The 15,447-nt window shown below is 70.0% G+C and carries 15 protein-coding genes; 5 read left to right on the top strand and 10 right to left on the bottom strand.

Features of this window, described 5'->3' with window-relative positions; translation table 11 throughout:
* The first annotated feature begins 286 nt into the window (after positions 1-286).
* Positions 287-1,255: a transaldolase gene (gene tal, locus CKO31_RS14055; RefSeq protein WP_200238562.1), complete on the top strand. Its 969-nt coding sequence runs from the start codon at positions 287-289 to the stop codon at positions 1,253-1,255.
* A 56-nt stretch (positions 1,256-1,311) separates the two neighbouring features.
* Here tal and CKO31_RS14050 read toward each other — a convergent pair whose 3' ends face one another.
* The 8 genes from CKO31_RS14050 to leuS all read right to left on the bottom strand — a co-directional run bounded on the left by CKO31_RS14050 (position 1,312) and on the right by leuS (position 10,340).
* Complete coding sequence (locus CKO31_RS14050; protein WP_200238560.1) at positions 1,312-1,863, bottom strand: dihydrofolate reductase; 552 nt, start codon at positions 1,861-1,863, stop codon at positions 1,312-1,314.
* Positions 1,853-2,890, bottom strand: coding sequence for a helix-turn-helix transcriptional regulator (locus CKO31_RS14045; RefSeq protein ID WP_200238557.1), 1,038 nt, complete (start codon positions 2,888-2,890; stop codon positions 1,853-1,855). Before CKO31_RS14045 ends, CKO31_RS14050 begins: the two co-directional genes overlap by 11 nt.
* Before the next feature lie 45 nt (positions 2,891-2,935).
* The gene (rsfS, locus tag CKO31_RS14040; RefSeq protein ID WP_200238619.1) at positions 2,936-3,310 is read right to left on the bottom strand and encodes a ribosome silencing factor; all 375 of its coding nucleotides are present in this window, start codon (positions 3,308-3,310) and stop codon (positions 2,936-2,938) included.
* The gene (gene nadD, locus CKO31_RS14035) at positions 3,300-4,010 is read right to left on the bottom strand and encodes a nicotinate-nucleotide adenylyltransferase (protein ID WP_200238555.1); all 711 of its coding nucleotides are present in this window, start codon (positions 4,008-4,010) and stop codon (positions 3,300-3,302) included. Before nadD ends, rsfS begins: the two co-directional genes overlap by 11 nt.
* Before the next feature lie 384 nt (positions 4,011-4,394).
* Positions 4,395-5,669, bottom strand: coding sequence for a glutamate-5-semialdehyde dehydrogenase (locus tag CKO31_RS14030; protein ID WP_200238552.1), 1,275 nt, complete (start codon positions 5,667-5,669; stop codon positions 4,395-4,397).
* Between the two features lie 412 nt (positions 5,670-6,081).
* A complete protein-coding gene (gene holA, locus CKO31_RS14025) occupies positions 6,082-7,104 on the bottom strand; it encodes a DNA polymerase III subunit delta (RefSeq protein WP_200238550.1) in 1,023 nt (340 codons plus the stop codon).
* A 42-nt stretch (positions 7,105-7,146) separates the two neighbouring features.
* Positions 7,147-7,641: an LPS-assembly lipoprotein LptE gene (locus tag CKO31_RS14020; RefSeq protein WP_322789146.1), complete on the bottom strand. Its 495-nt coding sequence runs from the start codon at positions 7,639-7,641 to the stop codon at positions 7,147-7,149.
* Positions 7,642-7,766: 125 nt separating this feature from the next.
* On the bottom strand, positions 7,767-10,340 hold the full coding sequence (gene leuS / locus CKO31_RS14015; RefSeq protein WP_200238545.1) for a leucine--tRNA ligase: 2,574 nt from the start codon (positions 10,338-10,340) through the stop codon (positions 7,767-7,769).
* Between the two features lie 322 nt (positions 10,341-10,662).
* Here leuS and CKO31_RS14010 point away from each other — a divergent pair, with 322 nt between their 5' ends.
* Positions 10,663-12,069, top strand: coding sequence for a L,D-transpeptidase (locus tag CKO31_RS14010; protein ID WP_200238542.1), 1,407 nt, complete (start codon positions 10,663-10,665; stop codon positions 12,067-12,069).
* 72 nt (positions 12,070-12,141) lie between these two features.
* On the opposite strand, the gene CKO31_RS14005 is transcribed toward CKO31_RS14010, so the two are convergent.
* On the bottom strand, positions 12,142-12,576 hold the full coding sequence (locus tag CKO31_RS14005; protein WP_200238540.1) for a hypothetical protein: 435 nt from the start codon (positions 12,574-12,576) through the stop codon (positions 12,142-12,144).
* Between the two features lie 20 nt (positions 12,577-12,596).
* Positions 12,597-12,977: a hypothetical protein gene (locus CKO31_RS14000; protein WP_200238537.1), complete on the bottom strand. Its 381-nt coding sequence runs from the start codon at positions 12,975-12,977 to the stop codon at positions 12,597-12,599.
* Between the two features lie 415 nt (positions 12,978-13,392).
* Between CKO31_RS14000 and CKO31_RS13995 the strand changes: the two genes are divergently transcribed.
* The 3 genes from CKO31_RS13995 to CKO31_RS13985 all read left to right on the top strand — a co-directional run bounded on the left by CKO31_RS13995 (position 13,393) and on the right by CKO31_RS13985 (position 15,439).
* A complete protein-coding gene (locus CKO31_RS13995; protein WP_242475372.1) occupies positions 13,393-14,139 on the top strand; it encodes a TIGR04283 family arsenosugar biosynthesis glycosyltransferase in 747 nt (248 codons plus the stop codon).
* Between the two features lie 101 nt (positions 14,140-14,240).
* Positions 14,241-15,068: a sterol desaturase family protein gene (locus tag CKO31_RS13990; RefSeq protein ID WP_200238534.1), complete on the top strand. Its 828-nt coding sequence runs from the start codon at positions 14,241-14,243 to the stop codon at positions 15,066-15,068.
* The gene (locus CKO31_RS13985; protein ID WP_200238532.1) at positions 15,065-15,439 is read left to right on the top strand and encodes a hypothetical protein; all 375 of its coding nucleotides are present in this window, start codon (positions 15,065-15,067) and stop codon (positions 15,437-15,439) included. Before CKO31_RS13990 ends, CKO31_RS13985 begins: the two co-directional genes overlap by 4 nt.
* The last annotated feature ends 8 nt before the right edge of the window (positions 15,440-15,447 follow it).

The following is a 15,447-nucleotide window of genomic DNA, read 5'->3' as shown; positions in this document are numbered from 1 at the left end:
GGGCGTTATCGGGTCGGGCTCAGCGGGATTGCATGCGACCTGCGGCGGACCGCGAAGGACGGCAGGCGGCGGTACGTGCCGAGCGCTGCCGGCCGACGCGCACCACAGCGCCAGGATATTACAGATTGGTGACAATTCGCGGAAGTCTTTGTGACGCCAGCCTAAGCCGCGAAAGCGGAGCTACGGGATATCCCGAACTATCAAAGCTTGGACGGCGCCCGGACAATCCCGTTTCGGCGCGAGCGCCTGTCCGACAGACAGCGCGGAACCCCCTGCGGAGCCCGTTATGAGCAAGCTCGACCAACTCAAGACCATGACCACCGTGGTGGCCGACACCGGCGACTTCGACAGCATCGCCGAATACAAGCCCCAGGATGCCACCACCAATCCGTCGCTCCTCTACAAGGCGGCGCAGCTGCCCCAGTACCGGCATCTGGTGGAGGACGCGGTCGCGTTCGGGCAGGAGCGCGGCGGCAGCACCCTGGAGCAGGCGCGCTGGACCATGGACAAGCTGGCAGTGAACTTCGGCGCCGAGATCCTGAAGATCGTGCCCGGCCGGGTCTCCACCGAGATCGATGCCCGACTCTCCTTCGACACCGAAGGCACCATCGCCCGCTGCGAAGGGCTCATCGAGCTTTACCAAGACATCGGCGTGGACCCGCGCGAGCGGGTACTGTTCAAGATCGCCTCCACCTGGGAGGGCATCCGCGCCGCCGAGCAGCTCCAGAACCGCGGCATCCACTGCAACCTGACGCTGTTGTTCAGCTTTCCGCAGGCGCTGGCCTGCGCCGATGCCGGCGTGACCCTGATCTCGCCCTTCGTCGGACGTATCCTGGACTGGTACAAGAACGCCGAGAACGTCTCCGGCTACCCGGCGGACGAGGACCCGGGCGTCAAGTCCGTCACCGAGATCTTCAACTACTACAAGCGCCACGGCTACGGCACCATCGTCATGGGCGCGAGCTTCCGCAACGTGGACGAAATCCTGGAGCTCGCCGGCTGCGACTACTTGACCATCGCGCCCAAGCTGCTGGCGGAGCTGGCTGAGTCCGACGGTGACGTACCGCGCAAGCTCGACCCGGACGCTGCCGCAGCTATGGACATCCCCGAGCAGCACTTCGACGAGCGGGCCTTCCGCTGGGGCCTGAATGAAGACGCCATGGCCACCGAGAAGCTCGCCGAGGGCATCCGGCTCTTCGCCGGCGACACCCGCAAGCTGGAGGCCTTCGCCCACGAGATCTGCCGCAACTGCTGAGGCGCCCGCATCGCAGCGCCGCAACCCGCGGGCGTGCCCGGCCTGGAGCCCGGCGCTCAATCGGCAGCTCGGCGCTCCAGCACGACGAAGTCCAGCGCATGAGCATTGCGCGCATCGGCGGGACGGTGCTCCCGGCCGATCTCCCGCCAGGCCGACGGCGACCAAGCGGGAAAGTGCACGTCCCCGGTGCTGTCTGCATGCACCAGTGTCAGCGCCATATGCGTGGCCTGCGGCAGCAGCGCTGCGTAGACCGTAGCACCGCCCACCACCATGACCTCGGGCACCTCCCCGGCGGCGGCGAGCGCCGCGGCCGGCGAGGCGACGACCTCACAGCCCTGGGCGCGATAGCGCGGGTCCGCGGAGATGACGATATGCCGGCGCCGCGGCAGCAGACCGGGCAGAGACTCCCAGGTGCGCCGGCCCATGACGATGGGCTTGTCGAGTGTCAGGCGCTTGAAGTGCGCCAGATCCGCGGGCAGGTGCCAGGGCAGGCGATTGCCGTGGCCGATGACGCCGTTGCGGGCGACGGCGGCAACCAAGGTGATGCGCCGCGCGGCAGCTCCCTGAGCCTGAGCCGGCAGACCCCCGGGACGGGGCTCAGACGGCATGGTCGGTGAGCTTCACGGCCAGCGCGGCAGGCGGCGCTGACGCGGCGGCGTCGGCATAGAGCCCAAGCGCCTCGCGCAGGCGCTCGGCGACGGCCTCCCGCAGGGCCAGCGGCGCGACCACTTCCACCTCCGGGCCGAACTTCAGGATGTCCATGATGAGCTCCGCCGGATTGCTGTAGGGCACCCGCAGCTCGTAGCGGCCGTCGTCGAGCACGCGCCCCTGCTGGTCGCGGTGCCAGCGCTCGTTGGCCACATAGCGGGCGCGGGTGGCACTGAAGCGCAGCACCGCCTCGTGCTCCGGGGTGCCGGCGAAGATGCCGTAGGAGCTGGCAAAGTGGCTGTCCAGCGCCGCCGCATCCACGTCCGTGGCGGGCGTCTCCAGGGTCTCGGCGCCCTCGATGGCGTCGACGGCGAAGGTGCGCAGCCCCTCGCGCAGGTGGCACCAGCCGTCCAGGTACCAGTTGTCCCGGTAGTGCACCAGGCGCTGAGGGGAAACGTCCCGCTCGGCGCGCGACTCCCGCCAGCGGCTGAAGTAGCGGATGCGCAGGCGCCGGCGCTGGGCCAGGGCGCCGGCGACGGTTTGGAAAATGGCCCCGCCCTGCTCGGCGTTGTAGCGCGCGGCCATCTGCAGCATGCGGATGCGCCCCTGCAGCCCCTCGGAGCCGGCATGCTGGAGCTCCAACAGCCCGTCGATGCGCTGCTGCAGGGGCTTCAGCATGGGCTCCAGCAGGCCCGGCTGCACATCGGCGAGGAGCTGCTGCACCGTCAGCAGCGCATGCAGCTCCGAGGCGTTGAACCACAGTCCCGGCAGCTCGTACATGCCGCCCTCGGCCTGATCGTAGCAATAGCCGTTGTAGTCGCGGTCGTAGACGATGGGCGCGTTCAGGTACAGGCGCATGTCCTCGATGATGCGCTTCACCGTCGCCCGGGAGCACTCCAGCTCCGCCTCCAGGCGCTTGCGGGGCACCGGCCGCCGCGCCCCCTGGAGGATACGGTTCAGCTCGAAGATGCGATCGAATCTGTCCATAACGTCGCCTGCGGGCCCCGGCGGCTGCGCGCGACGCGGACCGGCTCAGAGGCGCCCGGCCGCCGCACTCTGCCGCGGCAGGCTCTCGGAGACCAGGGCCGGTGCGGACCAGAGCCGCTCTAGATTGTAGAAATCGCGCACCTTGGGCAACATCACATGCAGGACGACACCGTTCAGGTCCACCAGGGCCCACTCTCCGGCCTCCACGCCCTCGGCCCCCAACGGCTGCTCGCCGGCCTCTTTGGCCCGATAGGCCACGGTCTCGGCGATGGCCTTCACATGGCGGTCGGAGGTGCCGGAGGCGACGATCATGTAATCCGTCACCGTGGTCTTGCCGCGCACATCCATCACGGCGATGTCGCGGGCCTTCATGTCGTCCAGGGTCTCGGCGACCAGGTCTTTCAGTTGCTCAAGCTGCATCATGTCCCCTCTGGGCTGAAGAATTGGATTCGGTGTCGGCGCTGTCGGGCGCTGTGGTCTTGGCCGATGGAGCCGCATAACAGCCGGCGGCGAGTGCCATGTCCAACACCGGATCCGGCAGCAGGAAGCGCGCGCTGCGGCCGCCGGCGATGGCGCGGCGGATGCGGGTGGAGGAGATGTCCAACTGCGTCACCGATTGCAGCCAGATGCGCCCAGCGGGCGCGGCTTGCAAATCCGCCGCGACCTGGGTGCGGCGGCGCTCCAGCTCCTCGCGCAGCGCGGCGTCGCGCGGCAGCAGGCTCCCCGGCCGGCGCATGACGGCCAGGTGCGCGAGCCCCAGGATGTCCCGCGGGCGGTGCCACTCGAAGAAGGCGTTGAAGGCGTCACCGCCCACCAGCAGACACAGCGGTAGGTCCGGGCCCAGCTCCGCGCGGAGCTGGGTCAGGGTGTCGACGGTGTAGGAGCCGCCCGGGCGCTTGAGCTCCCGGTCGTCGGCCACCAAGCCCGGGGTGTGGGCGACGGCCGCCTGAAGCATGCTAAGCCGCAGCGCGCCGTCGGCGGCGGGCTGCTCGCGATGCACGGCGACGTTGAGCGGGAGCAGCCGGACCTCCCGCAGCCCGAGCGCTTCCTGGACTTCCAGCGCGGTGCGTAGGTGCCCGAAGTGGATCGGGTCGAAGGCGCCGCCGAAGAGGCCGATCATCGCGAGGCCGCTGCCGCCGCAGGTGGGGGCACCGACAGGCGGGCCGGCGCGGCGGCTGGAGTGCGCTCGCTAACAGGCATGCCGCCGATGGAGGTGGAGGTCCCCGGCCCGTGCGTGTAGCGCTGCGGCACCGGCGGATGGCCAACGCGGCTGCATGGCCGGGCGCTGCCGAGACGCCTGCGACTGCGCGACGAGCGCGAGCCTAGCGTGGAGATCGGGTTGGGTCCGGACTAGCTCTAGCTGCACGATGCGCGTGCGCTCAGTGGGTTGCCCAAGTGTTGCGCTGATGACTTGACCATAGCAGAAAACCGGCGCTGTTGGCAGCATCGGGCAACGGCGCAAGCAGGGCTGCGGATGGCGGCGGGACTGTCGGCGCCCGCCGCGTCAACGCCGCACATGGCCGTCTCCGAGCACGATGAATTTCTGGGACGTCAGCCCCTCCAGCCCCACTGGCCCGCGGGCATGGAATTTGTCGGTGCTGATGCCGATCTCGGCGCCCAGGCCATACTCGAAGCCGTCGGCGAAGCGCGTGGAGGCATTCACCATCACGGAGCTGGAGTCCACCTCGCGCAGGAAGCGCCGCGCTCGGCCGTAGTCCTCGGTGATGATGCTGTCGGTGTGCCGGGAGCCGTGGCGCTCGATGTGGTCCATGGCCGCATCCAGGTCGTCGACGACGCGAATGGCGAGAATGGGCCCCAGGTACTCCGTGTCCCAATCCTCGTCACTCGCGGGCCGTGCATCCCCCAGCACGGCGCGGGTGCGCTCGCAGCCGCGCAGCTCCACGCCGGCGCCGGCCAGCTCAGCCCCCACCCGCGGCAGGAAATCGCCGGCGACGGGGGCCGCCACCAGCAGCGTCTCCAGCGTATTGCAGGTGCCAAAGCGCTGGGTCTTGGCGTTGACGGCCACCGCCAGCGCCTTGTCCAGGTCCGCCCGATCGTCCACATAGACATGGCAGATCCCGTCCAGGTGCTTGATGACGGGCACCCGGGCATCGCGGCTGATGCGCTCGATGAGCCCCTTGCCGCCGCGGGGGATGATGACGTCGATGTGCTCCGGGCTCGAGATCATGGCGCCGACGGCGGCGCGGTCCGTCGTGGCCACCACCTGCACGGCGTCCTCGGGCAGCCCGGCAGCGGCGAGGCCGCGCTGGATGCACTCGGCGATGGCGCGGTTGGAGTGGAAGGCCTCGGAGCCCCCGCGCAGCACCGCCGCATTGCCGGACTTCAGGCACAGGGCGGCGGCATCGGCGGTCACATTGGGCCGGGACTCGTAGACGATACCCACGACCCCCAGCGGCACCCGCATCCGCCCCACCTGGATGCCCGACGGCCGGTAGTTGAGCTCGGAGATGGCGCCCACCAGGTCCGGCAGGCCAGCGATTTGGTGCAGGCCCTCGATCATCGCGTCGATGCGCCCGGGCGTCAGCTCCAGGCGGTCCAGCAGCGCCGCGTCCAGCCCCTTGGCCGCGCCCGCCTCCAGGTCGGCGGCATTGGCCTGGCCCAGGGCGTCACGGGCGGCATCCAGCTCCGCGGCCACGGCGGTGAGCGCCGCGTCCTTGGCGGCGGTCTCAGCGCGCGCCATGGCGCGGGCAGCGGCGCGGGCGCGCTCGCCCACCTCCGCCATATAGGCGGCGACGTCGGTGATCTGGGTCTCGGGCATGGTCGGAATCTCTTTCAGCGCATTGCTTCGACGCGCGCATTGTTCCACGAGGTCCGCGTTGGGCGGAAGTCTGGGCAAGTCCACTGACGAGACAAGGCAAAAAAACCGCACGACGGCGCAACGACGCATTGAGCGGCGATCAGCGTCGAGGCCCTTAGGAAAGGCCAACGCTCACAAGAGGTCCGCCATCGGGCGTCAGGCGCCACCGAGAGCAGCGGCGCACCAATTAAGTATACCGTCACCATATTGTTATCCCTGCGATAAGGGGACGGTATATTTAACTTAGCGATCTGGGCTGTCGATTATTCAGTATACCGTCACGCTATTGCGGGGTGTTCGGATCGTCTTCGGTTTGGGTGAGGGGCCGGCTTGCGTAGCCCCGCTGCGGCGTCGCGGGGCTGCGCGAGCGGCTTCATGACCGGGGCCGGGACGCAGCGTCGGCGAGACCGTCGGCGATCTCCACGAAAACCGCCCAAGGGTCGGCGCTGCTGCGGCCCTTGATGGCCAGGTCGGCGTCGGCGCAACGGGCCAACAGCTCCCAGAGGGTGGTCAGCGAGAGTCGGCGGGCAGTGGCTAGGGTGGCGCTGCGTCGGGAGTCCGGCACCTTGTACTCGCGCAGTACGGCGCCGGTGTCGCCGCGGTTGGCGAGCGCGTAGCCGAGCGCCGCGAGCTTGCGCAGCTCCCGGGCGAGCACCCACAGCACCAGGGGCGGCGCCATGTCTTCGGCTTGCAGGCCATGCAGCACCCTGTGCACCCGGGCGCGGTCGCCGGCCACGGCGGCGTTGGTGAGATCGAAGAGATCATAGCGGGCGCTGTCGTAGACGCTGGCCAGCAGCGCCTCGGCGCTGAGCGGCCCCGGCTCGCGCAGCAGACCGAGCTTCTCGATCTCCTGCGCAGCGGCCAGGAGATTGCCCTCGACGCGCTCGGCGAGCAGCGCCAGGGCCTCGTCGCTGGGCTGAAAGCCCGCCCGGGTGAGCCGGCCGCGCAGCCAATCCTGGAGCCTGCGGCCCTGGGGCTGGCGCACCTGCACGATGACGCCGGCAGCATCCAGCGCCTGCGCCCACTTGGAGGACAGGGTCTTCCAGTCCAGCCGCGGGGCGATGATGAGCAGCAGGACGTCGTCGGCGCCCCGGTCGCAGTAGCGCCGAAGGGCCTTGGCGCCCTCGTTGCCGACGCCTTCGCCGGCGAGTCTGACCTCCACCAGCCGCCGGTCGGCGAACAGCGACAGCGACGCGGCGGCATGGTCCAGCGCCGACCAATCCGCGTTGGCGTCCGCGTCCAGGCAGGTACGCTCGCCGAAGCCATGGGCGCGGGCCGCGGCGCGCACCGCATCGGCGGCCTCGCCCAGCTGCAGGGGCTCGTCGCCGAAGAGCAGATAGACCGGCGCCGGCGGACCGTTCAGGGCCGCCGCGAGCTGAGTGGGGTCGAGTCGCATAGCCTGGTGGATGGCCGCAGCGGCAGCAACGGCGATCAGGATTCAGCCCGGGGCGCCCGCGGACTGCCGCAGTGCGGCGCGCAGCCGCAACATCACCTGATCCGCGGCATCGTCTGCCATGTCGTTATAGATGATGTCCGTCTCCAACTCCTTGCCGAGCACCGCCACGTCCGGGTTGTCGTCGAAGGTGCGCTCCAGCGCCAGTGTCTGCGGCTCGATGAGGGCCGCACCTGTCCCGTCGGTGACGCGGAAGCGCGCCCGATAGGTCAGCATGTAAGCCAAGGCCTTGCCGTCGCGGTCAACGGCGACCACCCGGGAGGATCTCTCCTCGGACAGGACGTCGATAATGAGACCGGCCTCCGAGGCCTGCCGGGTACTCGGCACGCCGCTGCCGACGAGGCGGCCCTCGATACTGCGTCCGACCAGACCGCCCCCGCGCACGTACACCGGACTCAGGGCGGGCGGAATATCCACGGCGCCGCGCAAATGGAAGCCGCAGCCACCGAGCTGCACGCCCGCCAGGACCGCGAGTAGCACGAGCGCCGGCGCAAGCCAGGAGCGAGAACCCGCGATTGGGTCGGCGGCAGCAGCAAATGCCGTGAATTGCATATACCGTCCCCTTTTCTCGGTGGGACGAATCGCGGCGGGGCGGGGGACGCGGCTCACTTGGCCACCACGTTGACCAGCTTGTTCGGCACCACGATGACCTTGCGCACCGGCGCATCGCCGATGAAGCGCTGGACGTTGTCATCGGCCAGCGCGGCGGCCTCGATGGCCTCTCGGGATGCGTCCGTCGCCACCTGCACCTTGCCCCGCACCTTGCCGTTCACCTGCACTACGTACTGGATGCTGTCCTGGGCCAGAGCATCTTCGTCCACCACGGGCCAGCCCGCCGCAAGCACGTCGTCGCCGAGGCCGAGCGCCTGCCACAAGTGATGCGCCACATGGGGTGCGATGGGGGCGATCAGCCGCAGCACGATGCCGAGCCCCTCGCGCAGCACCGCCGCCTGAGCAGGCTGAGCCGCGTCCAGCTTGTACAGCACGTTGACGATGGTCATGCAGCCGGAGACCACGGTGTTGAACTGGTGGCGCTGGTAGTCGAACAGCGCCTTCTTGAGCGCGGCATGGATCTCCCGGCGGGCATCCGCTACGGCCTCGTCGTCCGCGGTCGCCGGCGATGCCGCGCGCACCGCCTCGGCGCTTGCGGCCGCCAGCGACCAGAGCCGGCGCAGGAAGCGCGCGGCGCCCTCCACGCCCTCGTCCGACCACTCCAACGACTGGTCTGGCGGGGCGGTGAACATGGTGTAGAGGCGCACGGTGTCGGCGCCGTAGCGCTCGATGAGCGTCTCCGGGTCGACGCCGTTGTTCTTGGACTTGGACATCTTCTCGACGCCGCCGAAGGTCACGGGCTCGCCGTCCGCCTTCAGCACGCCGCCGACGAGCTTGCCCTTGTCGTCGCGCGTGACCTCCACGTCCGCCGGGTTGTACCAGGTGCGCTTGCCGTCGGCGTCCTCGCGGTACCAGGTCTCGGCGACGACCATGCCCTGGGTCAGCAGGTTCGCGAAGGGCTCGTCGCAATCCACCAGCCCTGCGTCGCGCATCAGCTTGTGGAAAAAGCGCGCGTAGAGCAGGTGCAGCACCGCGTGCTCGACGCCGCCGACGTATTGGTCCACGGGCAGCCAGTAGTTGGCGCGGGCGTCCAGCATGGCCGTATCGCAGTCCGCCGAGCAGTAGCGGGCGTAGTACCAGCTGGACTCGAAGAAGGTATCGAAGGTGTCGGTCTCCCGCACCTCGCCGTTAGCGAGCTGCGAGAACGAATCCATCTTCTTGAGCGGCGAGCCGGAGCCGTCCACCACCACGTCCTCCGGCAGCTTCACGGGCAAATCCGTTTCCGGACGCACGCCGCCGTCGGCGGTGTGGACCACCGGGATCGGGCAGCCCCAGTAGCGCTGGCGCGACACGCCCCAGTCCCGCAGCCGGAAGTTCACGCGCTTCTCGCCCTTGCCGCGCTCGGCGAGCCAGGCGGCGATGGCGTCGAAGGCCTGCTCGGACGTGAGCCCGTCGAAGGGGCCGGAGTTGGTGAGCACGCCCTTGTCCACGTAGGCGCCCTGCGCGATGCCGCAGTCGCTGCCGTCGGCGCTCACCACCACCTGCTGCTTCGGGATGCCGTAGCGCTCGGCGAATTCCCAGTCGCGCTGATCGTGGGCGGGCACGGCCATGACGGCGCCGGTGCCGTAGCCCATGAGCACGAAGTTGGCCGCGAAGATGGGCACGGGCTCGCCCGTGATGGGGTGGACGGCGTCCAGGCCGAGCCGATACCCCTGCTTGTCCATGGTCTCCAGCTCCGCCTCCGTGGTGCCGCCCCGGCGGCACTCCTCGATGAAGGCGGCGAGGTCCGGGTCCTGCTCGGCGCGGCCGCGGGCCAGCGGGTGCTCGGCGGCCACGGCGACATAGGTCACGCCCATGACCGTGTCCGGGCGAGTGGTGTAGATGCCGAGGGTGTCATGCTCGCTCACACCGGGGCCGGCGATGCCGAATTCCATGTAGACGCCCTCGGAGCGCCCGATCCAGTTGCGCTGCATGGTGCGCACCTGCTCGGGCCAGCCCTCGAGGCCGTCGATGGCATCCAGCAGCTCCTGGGCGTAGTCGGTGATGCGCACGGACCATTGCTCGATTTCGCGCTTCTCCACCAGCGCACCGGAGCGCCAGCCCCTGCCGTCGATGACCTGCTCGTTGGCGAGCACGGTCTGGTCCACCGGGTCCCAGTTGACGGCGGCCTTGGCACGGTAGGCTAGGCCCTGCTCCATCAGCCGGGTGAACAGCCACTGCTCCCAGCGGTAGTAGTCCGGGTCGCAGGTGGCGAGCTCCCGCTCCCAGTCGTAGCCGAAGCCGAGGCGCTTCAGCTGCGCCTTCATGGCCTCGATGTTGGAGCGCGTCCACTGCGACGGCGGGATGCCCTGCTTGATGGCCGCGTTCTCGGCGGGCAGGCCGAAGGCGTCCCAGCCCATGGGCTGCAGCACGTTCTTGCCGCGCATCCGCTCGTAGCGGGCGATGACGTCGCCGATGGTGTAGTTGCGCACATGGCCCATGTGCAGCCGCCCGGACGGATACGGGAACATGGACAGGCAATAGAACTTCTCGCGCGCCGGGTCCTCCACAGCGCGGAAGGTCTGGTTGGCGTCCCAATACTGTTGTGCCGCTGCCTCGACGGCGGCGGGGTCGTACTCGCTCTGCATGAGTGTCGGGCGTCTCGTGTGGCTACTGCGACGCGGCCAACCGGGTGCAGCGCCAGAGCGCGGCAGGCCCGGGCCCGCATTTTGTTGCCGTGCAGGATACCGTATCGCCGCGCGCCGCTGGCACCCGCCGACCGGCCCGCTGGCACAGCGGCGGATGGCGCCAAAGCCGGCGAGCGCGCTTGCAGGTGACACGCCCGGAAACGGCGCTGCCTTTGCTCCACTTGCGTCAATCGGTTAACGTTTCCACATCGCACCCTCTGCTCTGTCAGTCCCCGCCGGACCCATCCCGCCGCCGGACCCATCCCGCCGCCGGATTCACCGCATGATCAACCGACAACTCACACCGGGCCTGCACCGCAGCGCGCTGCTCGCACTACTGGCTGCCTGGCTCCTTAACGCCGGCGGTTGCGCCCAAATGGGCTTCCCGGAATGGCCGCAGACGGTCCAAGACCCGCCGGCTGCCACTGATACCGAAGAGGGGGACTCGGCCGAGGGTGACTCGCCAGACGCCGACTCGGCGGTGGCCGAAGCCAGCGAGCCGGAGCCAGAGCGCGAGCCGGGCCAGCTCTACGATTGGACCGGCGACGGCCGCGAAGTCACGCGCATTGTCATCGACACCAACACCCAGCTGGCCAACTTCTATGCCGGCAATGAGCGCGTGGGCTGGACCACCATCGCCACGGGCGTCTCCACCCATCCCACACCGCGGGGACAGTTCTCCATCCTCGAGAAGGTGCGCGACAAGCGCTCCAACCTCTACGGCAAGCTGGTGCGCAACGGCAAGGTCATCCGCAGCAGTGCCCATGGCCGCGACCCGGTGCCGCAGGGTGCGCGCTTCGTCGGTGCCAGCATGCCCCACTTCATGCGCCTGACCTACGACGGTATCGGCATGCACGCGGGCCCCATTCCCAATCCGGGCCAGCCCGCCTCCCACGGCTGCATTCGCATGCCGCCGCAGATGGCCGAAGCCGTCTTCGCCCATGTGGGTCCGAGCACGGCGGTCACGGTGGTGGGCAACGGCCCTGACTACGGCAACTACGCCGAGCGCATCGCCCGTCAGCGGGAGGAAGCGCGTGCACGCCGGCAGGCCGAGGAACGTGCGCGCCGGCAGGCGGAGCAGCGCGCCCGCCGCGCCGCCGAGGCGGAGGCCGCCGCGAGCACGCCGCGGCAGGCATCGGCTGCACAGACCGCAACCGCCGATACGGCATCGCCCGGCGCCGGCGATGGCGCAGCCGATGCCAGCGAGGCGCCGGCGGAGACGGCGTCGGCAACCGCCGCAGCGCAGCCCGAGCCGGAAGCGGACGCCGCGGTCAGCGCGGACACTGAGTCCAACCCTGCCAGCGGGAGCCAAGCAGCAACCGAGGCGCACAGCACCAGGGGCGCCAACGACGGCAGTCGCGACAGCAACGCCGGGGCCGCGGACGCCGAGACATCTACGCGCCGCAGCGGTTCAGAGTCCGGGTCCGGGTCCGGCGCCGCCGCCAGCGGCGAGACAAGCGCAGAAGCCGCCCCCGAGGCCACTCCCACGCGCCAGTCCGGTGAGGACCAGCCGCAGCAACGCGCCAGACCGGAAACACCGCCACCGCCGGCGCCCCAGCCTTCTGACGCCCAGCCTTCTGACCCCCAGCCTTCTGACACAGAGCCGGCACAGCCCGCGGCGCCGCGCACGCCATCGCCGCCCACCATCCGCGCCGCAGGCGACGAGCCGGTGCCCGCGCCGCAGATCTGAGCCGGAGCCTGAGTCAGGAGCCCGAGCTGAGCCTGACTGGGGCGCGACGCTCGCCGCAGCAGGGGTCCGGGCTCAGCCTAGGGTGTACTCGTAGACCAGCCGCAGCAGCGCCAGCTCCGGCGTCGGCAAGCCGCGGGCCTCGGTCAAGTCAATGAATGCCGCGCCCGCGGCCTCGGCTGCGGCCATGGGCGGGTCGAGGTCGACGAAATAGGCGAGCTGTACGTCCGCACAGCCACCGGCGGCGCGTACCTGCCCCTGAAAACCGCCGTCCGCCTCGATGCGGCCGCGCTGCAGGCCGAGCTCGGCCTCGGCGGCCCGCAGCGCCATGCCGGGATGGGTGTGCAGACGGCCGCTGCCGGCGCCCGCGGCACAAGGCCCCGGATGCACGGTCGCATCCGCCGCCAAAGGCCCGAGCGTGCAGACCCCGCCATGCGCATGCCGCAGGAAGCGCAGCCGCGCACTGCTGCGTTGCTTGTGATACAGGACCAGCCGGGTGACGGCGGACATGACTGGGTCTTGCCTCGGTGTCAGGGCGCGGCCAGCAGCCGCAGGTCCGCACACACGGCATCGTTACCGTGCGCCGCCGCCCCCGCCCAGGCCTCCACCGCCTCGACGAACCAGCCCGGCTTGTGAGGGTGCATGCGCACGAGGTCGAATTCCCCGAAGCAGCCGCCGTCTGGATGGAGCACCAACATGCCGATGCGGTGGCCGTGCTCGTCTTGCCATTCGCCGACGAGGCTGTCCGCCCCGGAAGCGGGGTCGCGCTCGAGGCGAAAGACCGCTGTCTTCGGCGTACAGCCGAGGGCAGTCTCGGCGCCGAAGACGCGCTCGGCTTCGCTGCGCAGGGCGGCACAGAGGGCCTCGGCGCGCGGGTGCAGCGCCTGGATACGGTGTTGCAAAGCGTCCATGCCCCAGGGAGCAAGCAGATGACGTGCCAGCTGATCGTCCCCACGTCCGGAGGGTCAAGAAGCGGGCGCGCGCCGGACTTCGGCCCCACCGCCGAGCATCCGCCACCCCGAGCAGCCTGCGACAGATCCGCCAAATTGTCGCAAAGGCCACGACGACGCCGCGCCCGGCTCAAGCCGCTGGGGCCTTTCCGCAAGCCCACCGCACCCGCGCACCAAAGTCTCGGCCAGGCGCAGTGCGAGCGCGTCGCGGCGGCCTCGGCGGCGCTCGAACCGATGCTAGGAGGCCCGACAATCACGCGGTTACCGCCACCGCGGCGTCGGGATTCATGGCTCAGCCCGAGCGACACGAGATTCTTCTCCGTTCTCCACGGCCTCGGGGCCTAAGACCGAAATAGCCGCTCGACAGATACAGCGCATGCAGGCGACACCCGAATCCCATCCACCCCGCCCCTTGCCGACGGCGCCCGCGGCGGGCGAGACCGCACCGCTGGCGGTGATCATGCCGACACGCGGCCTGGACGCCGCTGTGTCCGCCCGCCTCGAGCAGGTGCACACCGCGCTGCGTCCGCGCGAGCTGGTTGTCGTGGAGCCGGAAGGTGCGGCGCCCGTCGCCCCCACGCCGTTGCCTTGCCGGCGCATCCGAGCCCCCCGCGGGCGCGGCACCCAATGCAATGCCGGCGCCCGCGCCACCACGGCACCCGTGCTGCTCTTTCTGCATGACGACACCCAGCTGCCGCCGGACGCCGACCGCGCCATCGCGTCGGCCCTTGCCGATCAGGCCCTGGGCATGGCCTGCTTTCGGCTGCGCTTCGACCACCGCCACCCGGTGCTGGCACTCTATGCCTGGTGCTCGCGCTTCGACTCTGTGTGGACCACCTTCGGCGACCAGGGCTACCTCATCCGCCGCGCCCTGTTCGACGCCGTCGGCGGCTTCCCGGACTGGCCGCTGTTCGAAGACGTGGAGCTGGCGCGGCGCGTCCGCCGTCAGCCCGGACCCTGGCGGCGCATCCGCAAACTGAGCGCAGCGGTAACCACCTCTGCGGTGCGTTTTCAGCGCGGCGGCGTGCTGCGCCAACAGCTGCGCAATGCCACCGCGATGCTGCGCTTCTTCGCGGGCGTCTCGCCGGCGCGCCTGGCCGAGGAGTACGAGCGCCGGCACTGACACAGGCCCGCGGCCGCGCCGGGCGGAAACATTCACCCCCGACCAGGGGTCTCAGCTCCCGGGGCGCTCGGCGCCGCTGCAAGCAAGACCGACACCACGACATGAGCACGGACACCATCATCGGCCTCATCGCCCTGACAGCGCTCTTCGCCGCCGAGGGCTGGCTGCCGGCCTACGCTGGCCGCGGGCAGCGGCTGCGCCACGGCGCCAACAACCTCGGCCTCGCCGCGGTCAGCGCTGCCGTCGGCGCCCTCACCGCACCTTTGCTGGTGCTGTCGGTGGAAACGGCCGCGGCGCATGGCATCGGCCTCTGCCACACGCTCGCCCTCGGCTGGCCCGCCTGCGCAGCGCTGACCTTCGTGCTGTTCGACGGTTGGATGTACGCCTGGCACCGCGCCAACCATCGCATCCCCTTGCTGTGGCGCTTCCACCGCGTCCACCACACCGACCCGGCCATGGACAGCACCACGGCGCTGCGTTTCCACCCCGTGGAGATCCTGCTCTCGGCCCTGGCCAACTGCCTGGTGCTCATGGCGCTCGGCATGTCTCTAGGCATGCTGGTGCTCTACAAATCGGCGATGGTGCTGGTGATCCTGTTCCACCACAGCAACCTCGCCGTCCCCGCGCGGCTGGATGCGCGCCTGCGCCGGGTGATCGTGCCGCCGTCCATGCACCGGGTGCACCACTCGGTGGTGCGCGCCGAGACGGACTCCAACTATGGCACCGTCTTCTCGTTCTGGGACCGGCTCTTCGGCTCCTTCCGGCTGCGCGACGACCCCGAGGCCATCCGCTTCGGCATCGGCGCCTACGACGATGCCGCCTGGCAGCGCCCGCTGCGCCTGTTGCGCCTGCCTTTGGAGCCGAGCCCCAGCCGGAGCCGGGACCGGGGTCAGGCCGATCTCAGCCCCGCCGCGGAGGCAAAGCCATGAGCGCTCCAGCCCCAAGCGAGCTGGTATTCGTCTACAACGCCGACAGCGGCCTCTTCAACACCATGGCCGATGCGGCACACAAGGTCTTTGCGCCCGACACCTACAGCTGCAACCTGTGCAAAGTGACCTACGGCTGGCTCACGGAGCGGCGCGCTTGGCGGGACTTCATCGCCGCGCTGGACGTACCCTGCACCTTTCTGCACCGCGATGAGATGCGCCGGCGGTGGCCGACGCTGGACATCGGCCTGCCGGCGGTACTGCGCGTCGACGGCGACACGCCCGAGGTCTGTATCAATGCCGAGCTGCTCAACGCCTGCGCGGATATCGACGCCCTGACGTCCCTCGTGCGCAGCCGCTGCCTCGGCGGGTGATTGTGGCG

The organism is Thiohalocapsa halophila, assembly GCF_016583825.1.
Taxonomy (GTDB): Bacteria; Pseudomonadota; Gammaproteobacteria; order Chromatiales; family Chromatiaceae; genus Thiohalocapsa; species Thiohalocapsa halophila.
Note: the sequence above shows the minus strand (reverse complement) of the source record. Positions and strands in the feature narration are given on the sequence as shown.

Bases quoted from the DNA above. Each gene is read 5' to 3' on its own strand.
- CKO31_RS14000 (WP_200238537.1), bottom strand. From the start codon at position 12,977: ATGGACGCTTTGCAACACCGTATCCAGGCGCTGCACCCGCGCGCCGAG.
- rsfS (WP_200238619.1), bottom strand. From the start codon at position 3,310: ATGCAGCTTGAGCAACTGAAAGACCTGGTCGCCGAGACCCTGGACGAC.
- nadD (WP_200238555.1), bottom strand. From the start codon at position 4,010: ATGATCGGCCTCTTCGGCGGCGCCTTCGACCCGATCCACTTCGGGCAC.
- CKO31_RS14010 (WP_200238542.1), top strand. From the start codon at position 10,663: ATGATCAACCGACAACTCACACCGGGCCTGCACCGCAGCGCGCTGCTC.
- tal (WP_200238562.1), top strand. From the start codon at position 287: ATGAGCAAGCTCGACCAACTCAAGACCATGACCACCGTGGTGGCCGAC.
- CKO31_RS14030 (WP_200238552.1), bottom strand. From the start codon at position 5,669: ATGCCCGAGACCCAGATCACCGACGTCGCCGCCTATATGGCGGAGGTG.
- CKO31_RS13990 (WP_200238534.1), top strand. From the start codon at position 14,241: ATGAGCACGGACACCATCATCGGCCTCATCGCCCTGACAGCGCTCTTC.
- CKO31_RS13995 (WP_242475372.1), top strand. From the start codon at position 13,393: ATGCAGGCGACACCCGAATCCCATCCACCCCGCCCCTTGCCGACGGCG.
- CKO31_RS14050 (WP_200238560.1), bottom strand. From the start codon at position 1,863: ATGCCGTCTGAGCCCCGTCCCGGGGGTCTGCCGGCTCAGGCTCAGGGA.
- CKO31_RS13985 (WP_200238532.1), top strand. From the start codon at position 15,065: ATGAGCGCTCCAGCCCCAAGCGAGCTGGTATTCGTCTACAACGCCGAC.
- leuS (WP_200238545.1), bottom strand. From the start codon at position 10,340: ATGCAGAGCGAGTACGACCCCGCCGCCGTCGAGGCAGCGGCACAACAG.
- CKO31_RS14005 (WP_200238540.1), bottom strand. From the start codon at position 12,576: ATGTCCGCCGTCACCCGGCTGGTCCTGTATCACAAGCAACGCAGCAGT.
- holA (WP_200238550.1), bottom strand. From the start codon at position 7,104: ATGCGACTCGACCCCACTCAGCTCGCGGCGGCCCTGAACGGTCCGCCG.
- CKO31_RS14045 (WP_200238557.1), bottom strand. From the start codon at position 2,890: ATGGACAGATTCGATCGCATCTTCGAGCTGAACCGTATCCTCCAGGGG.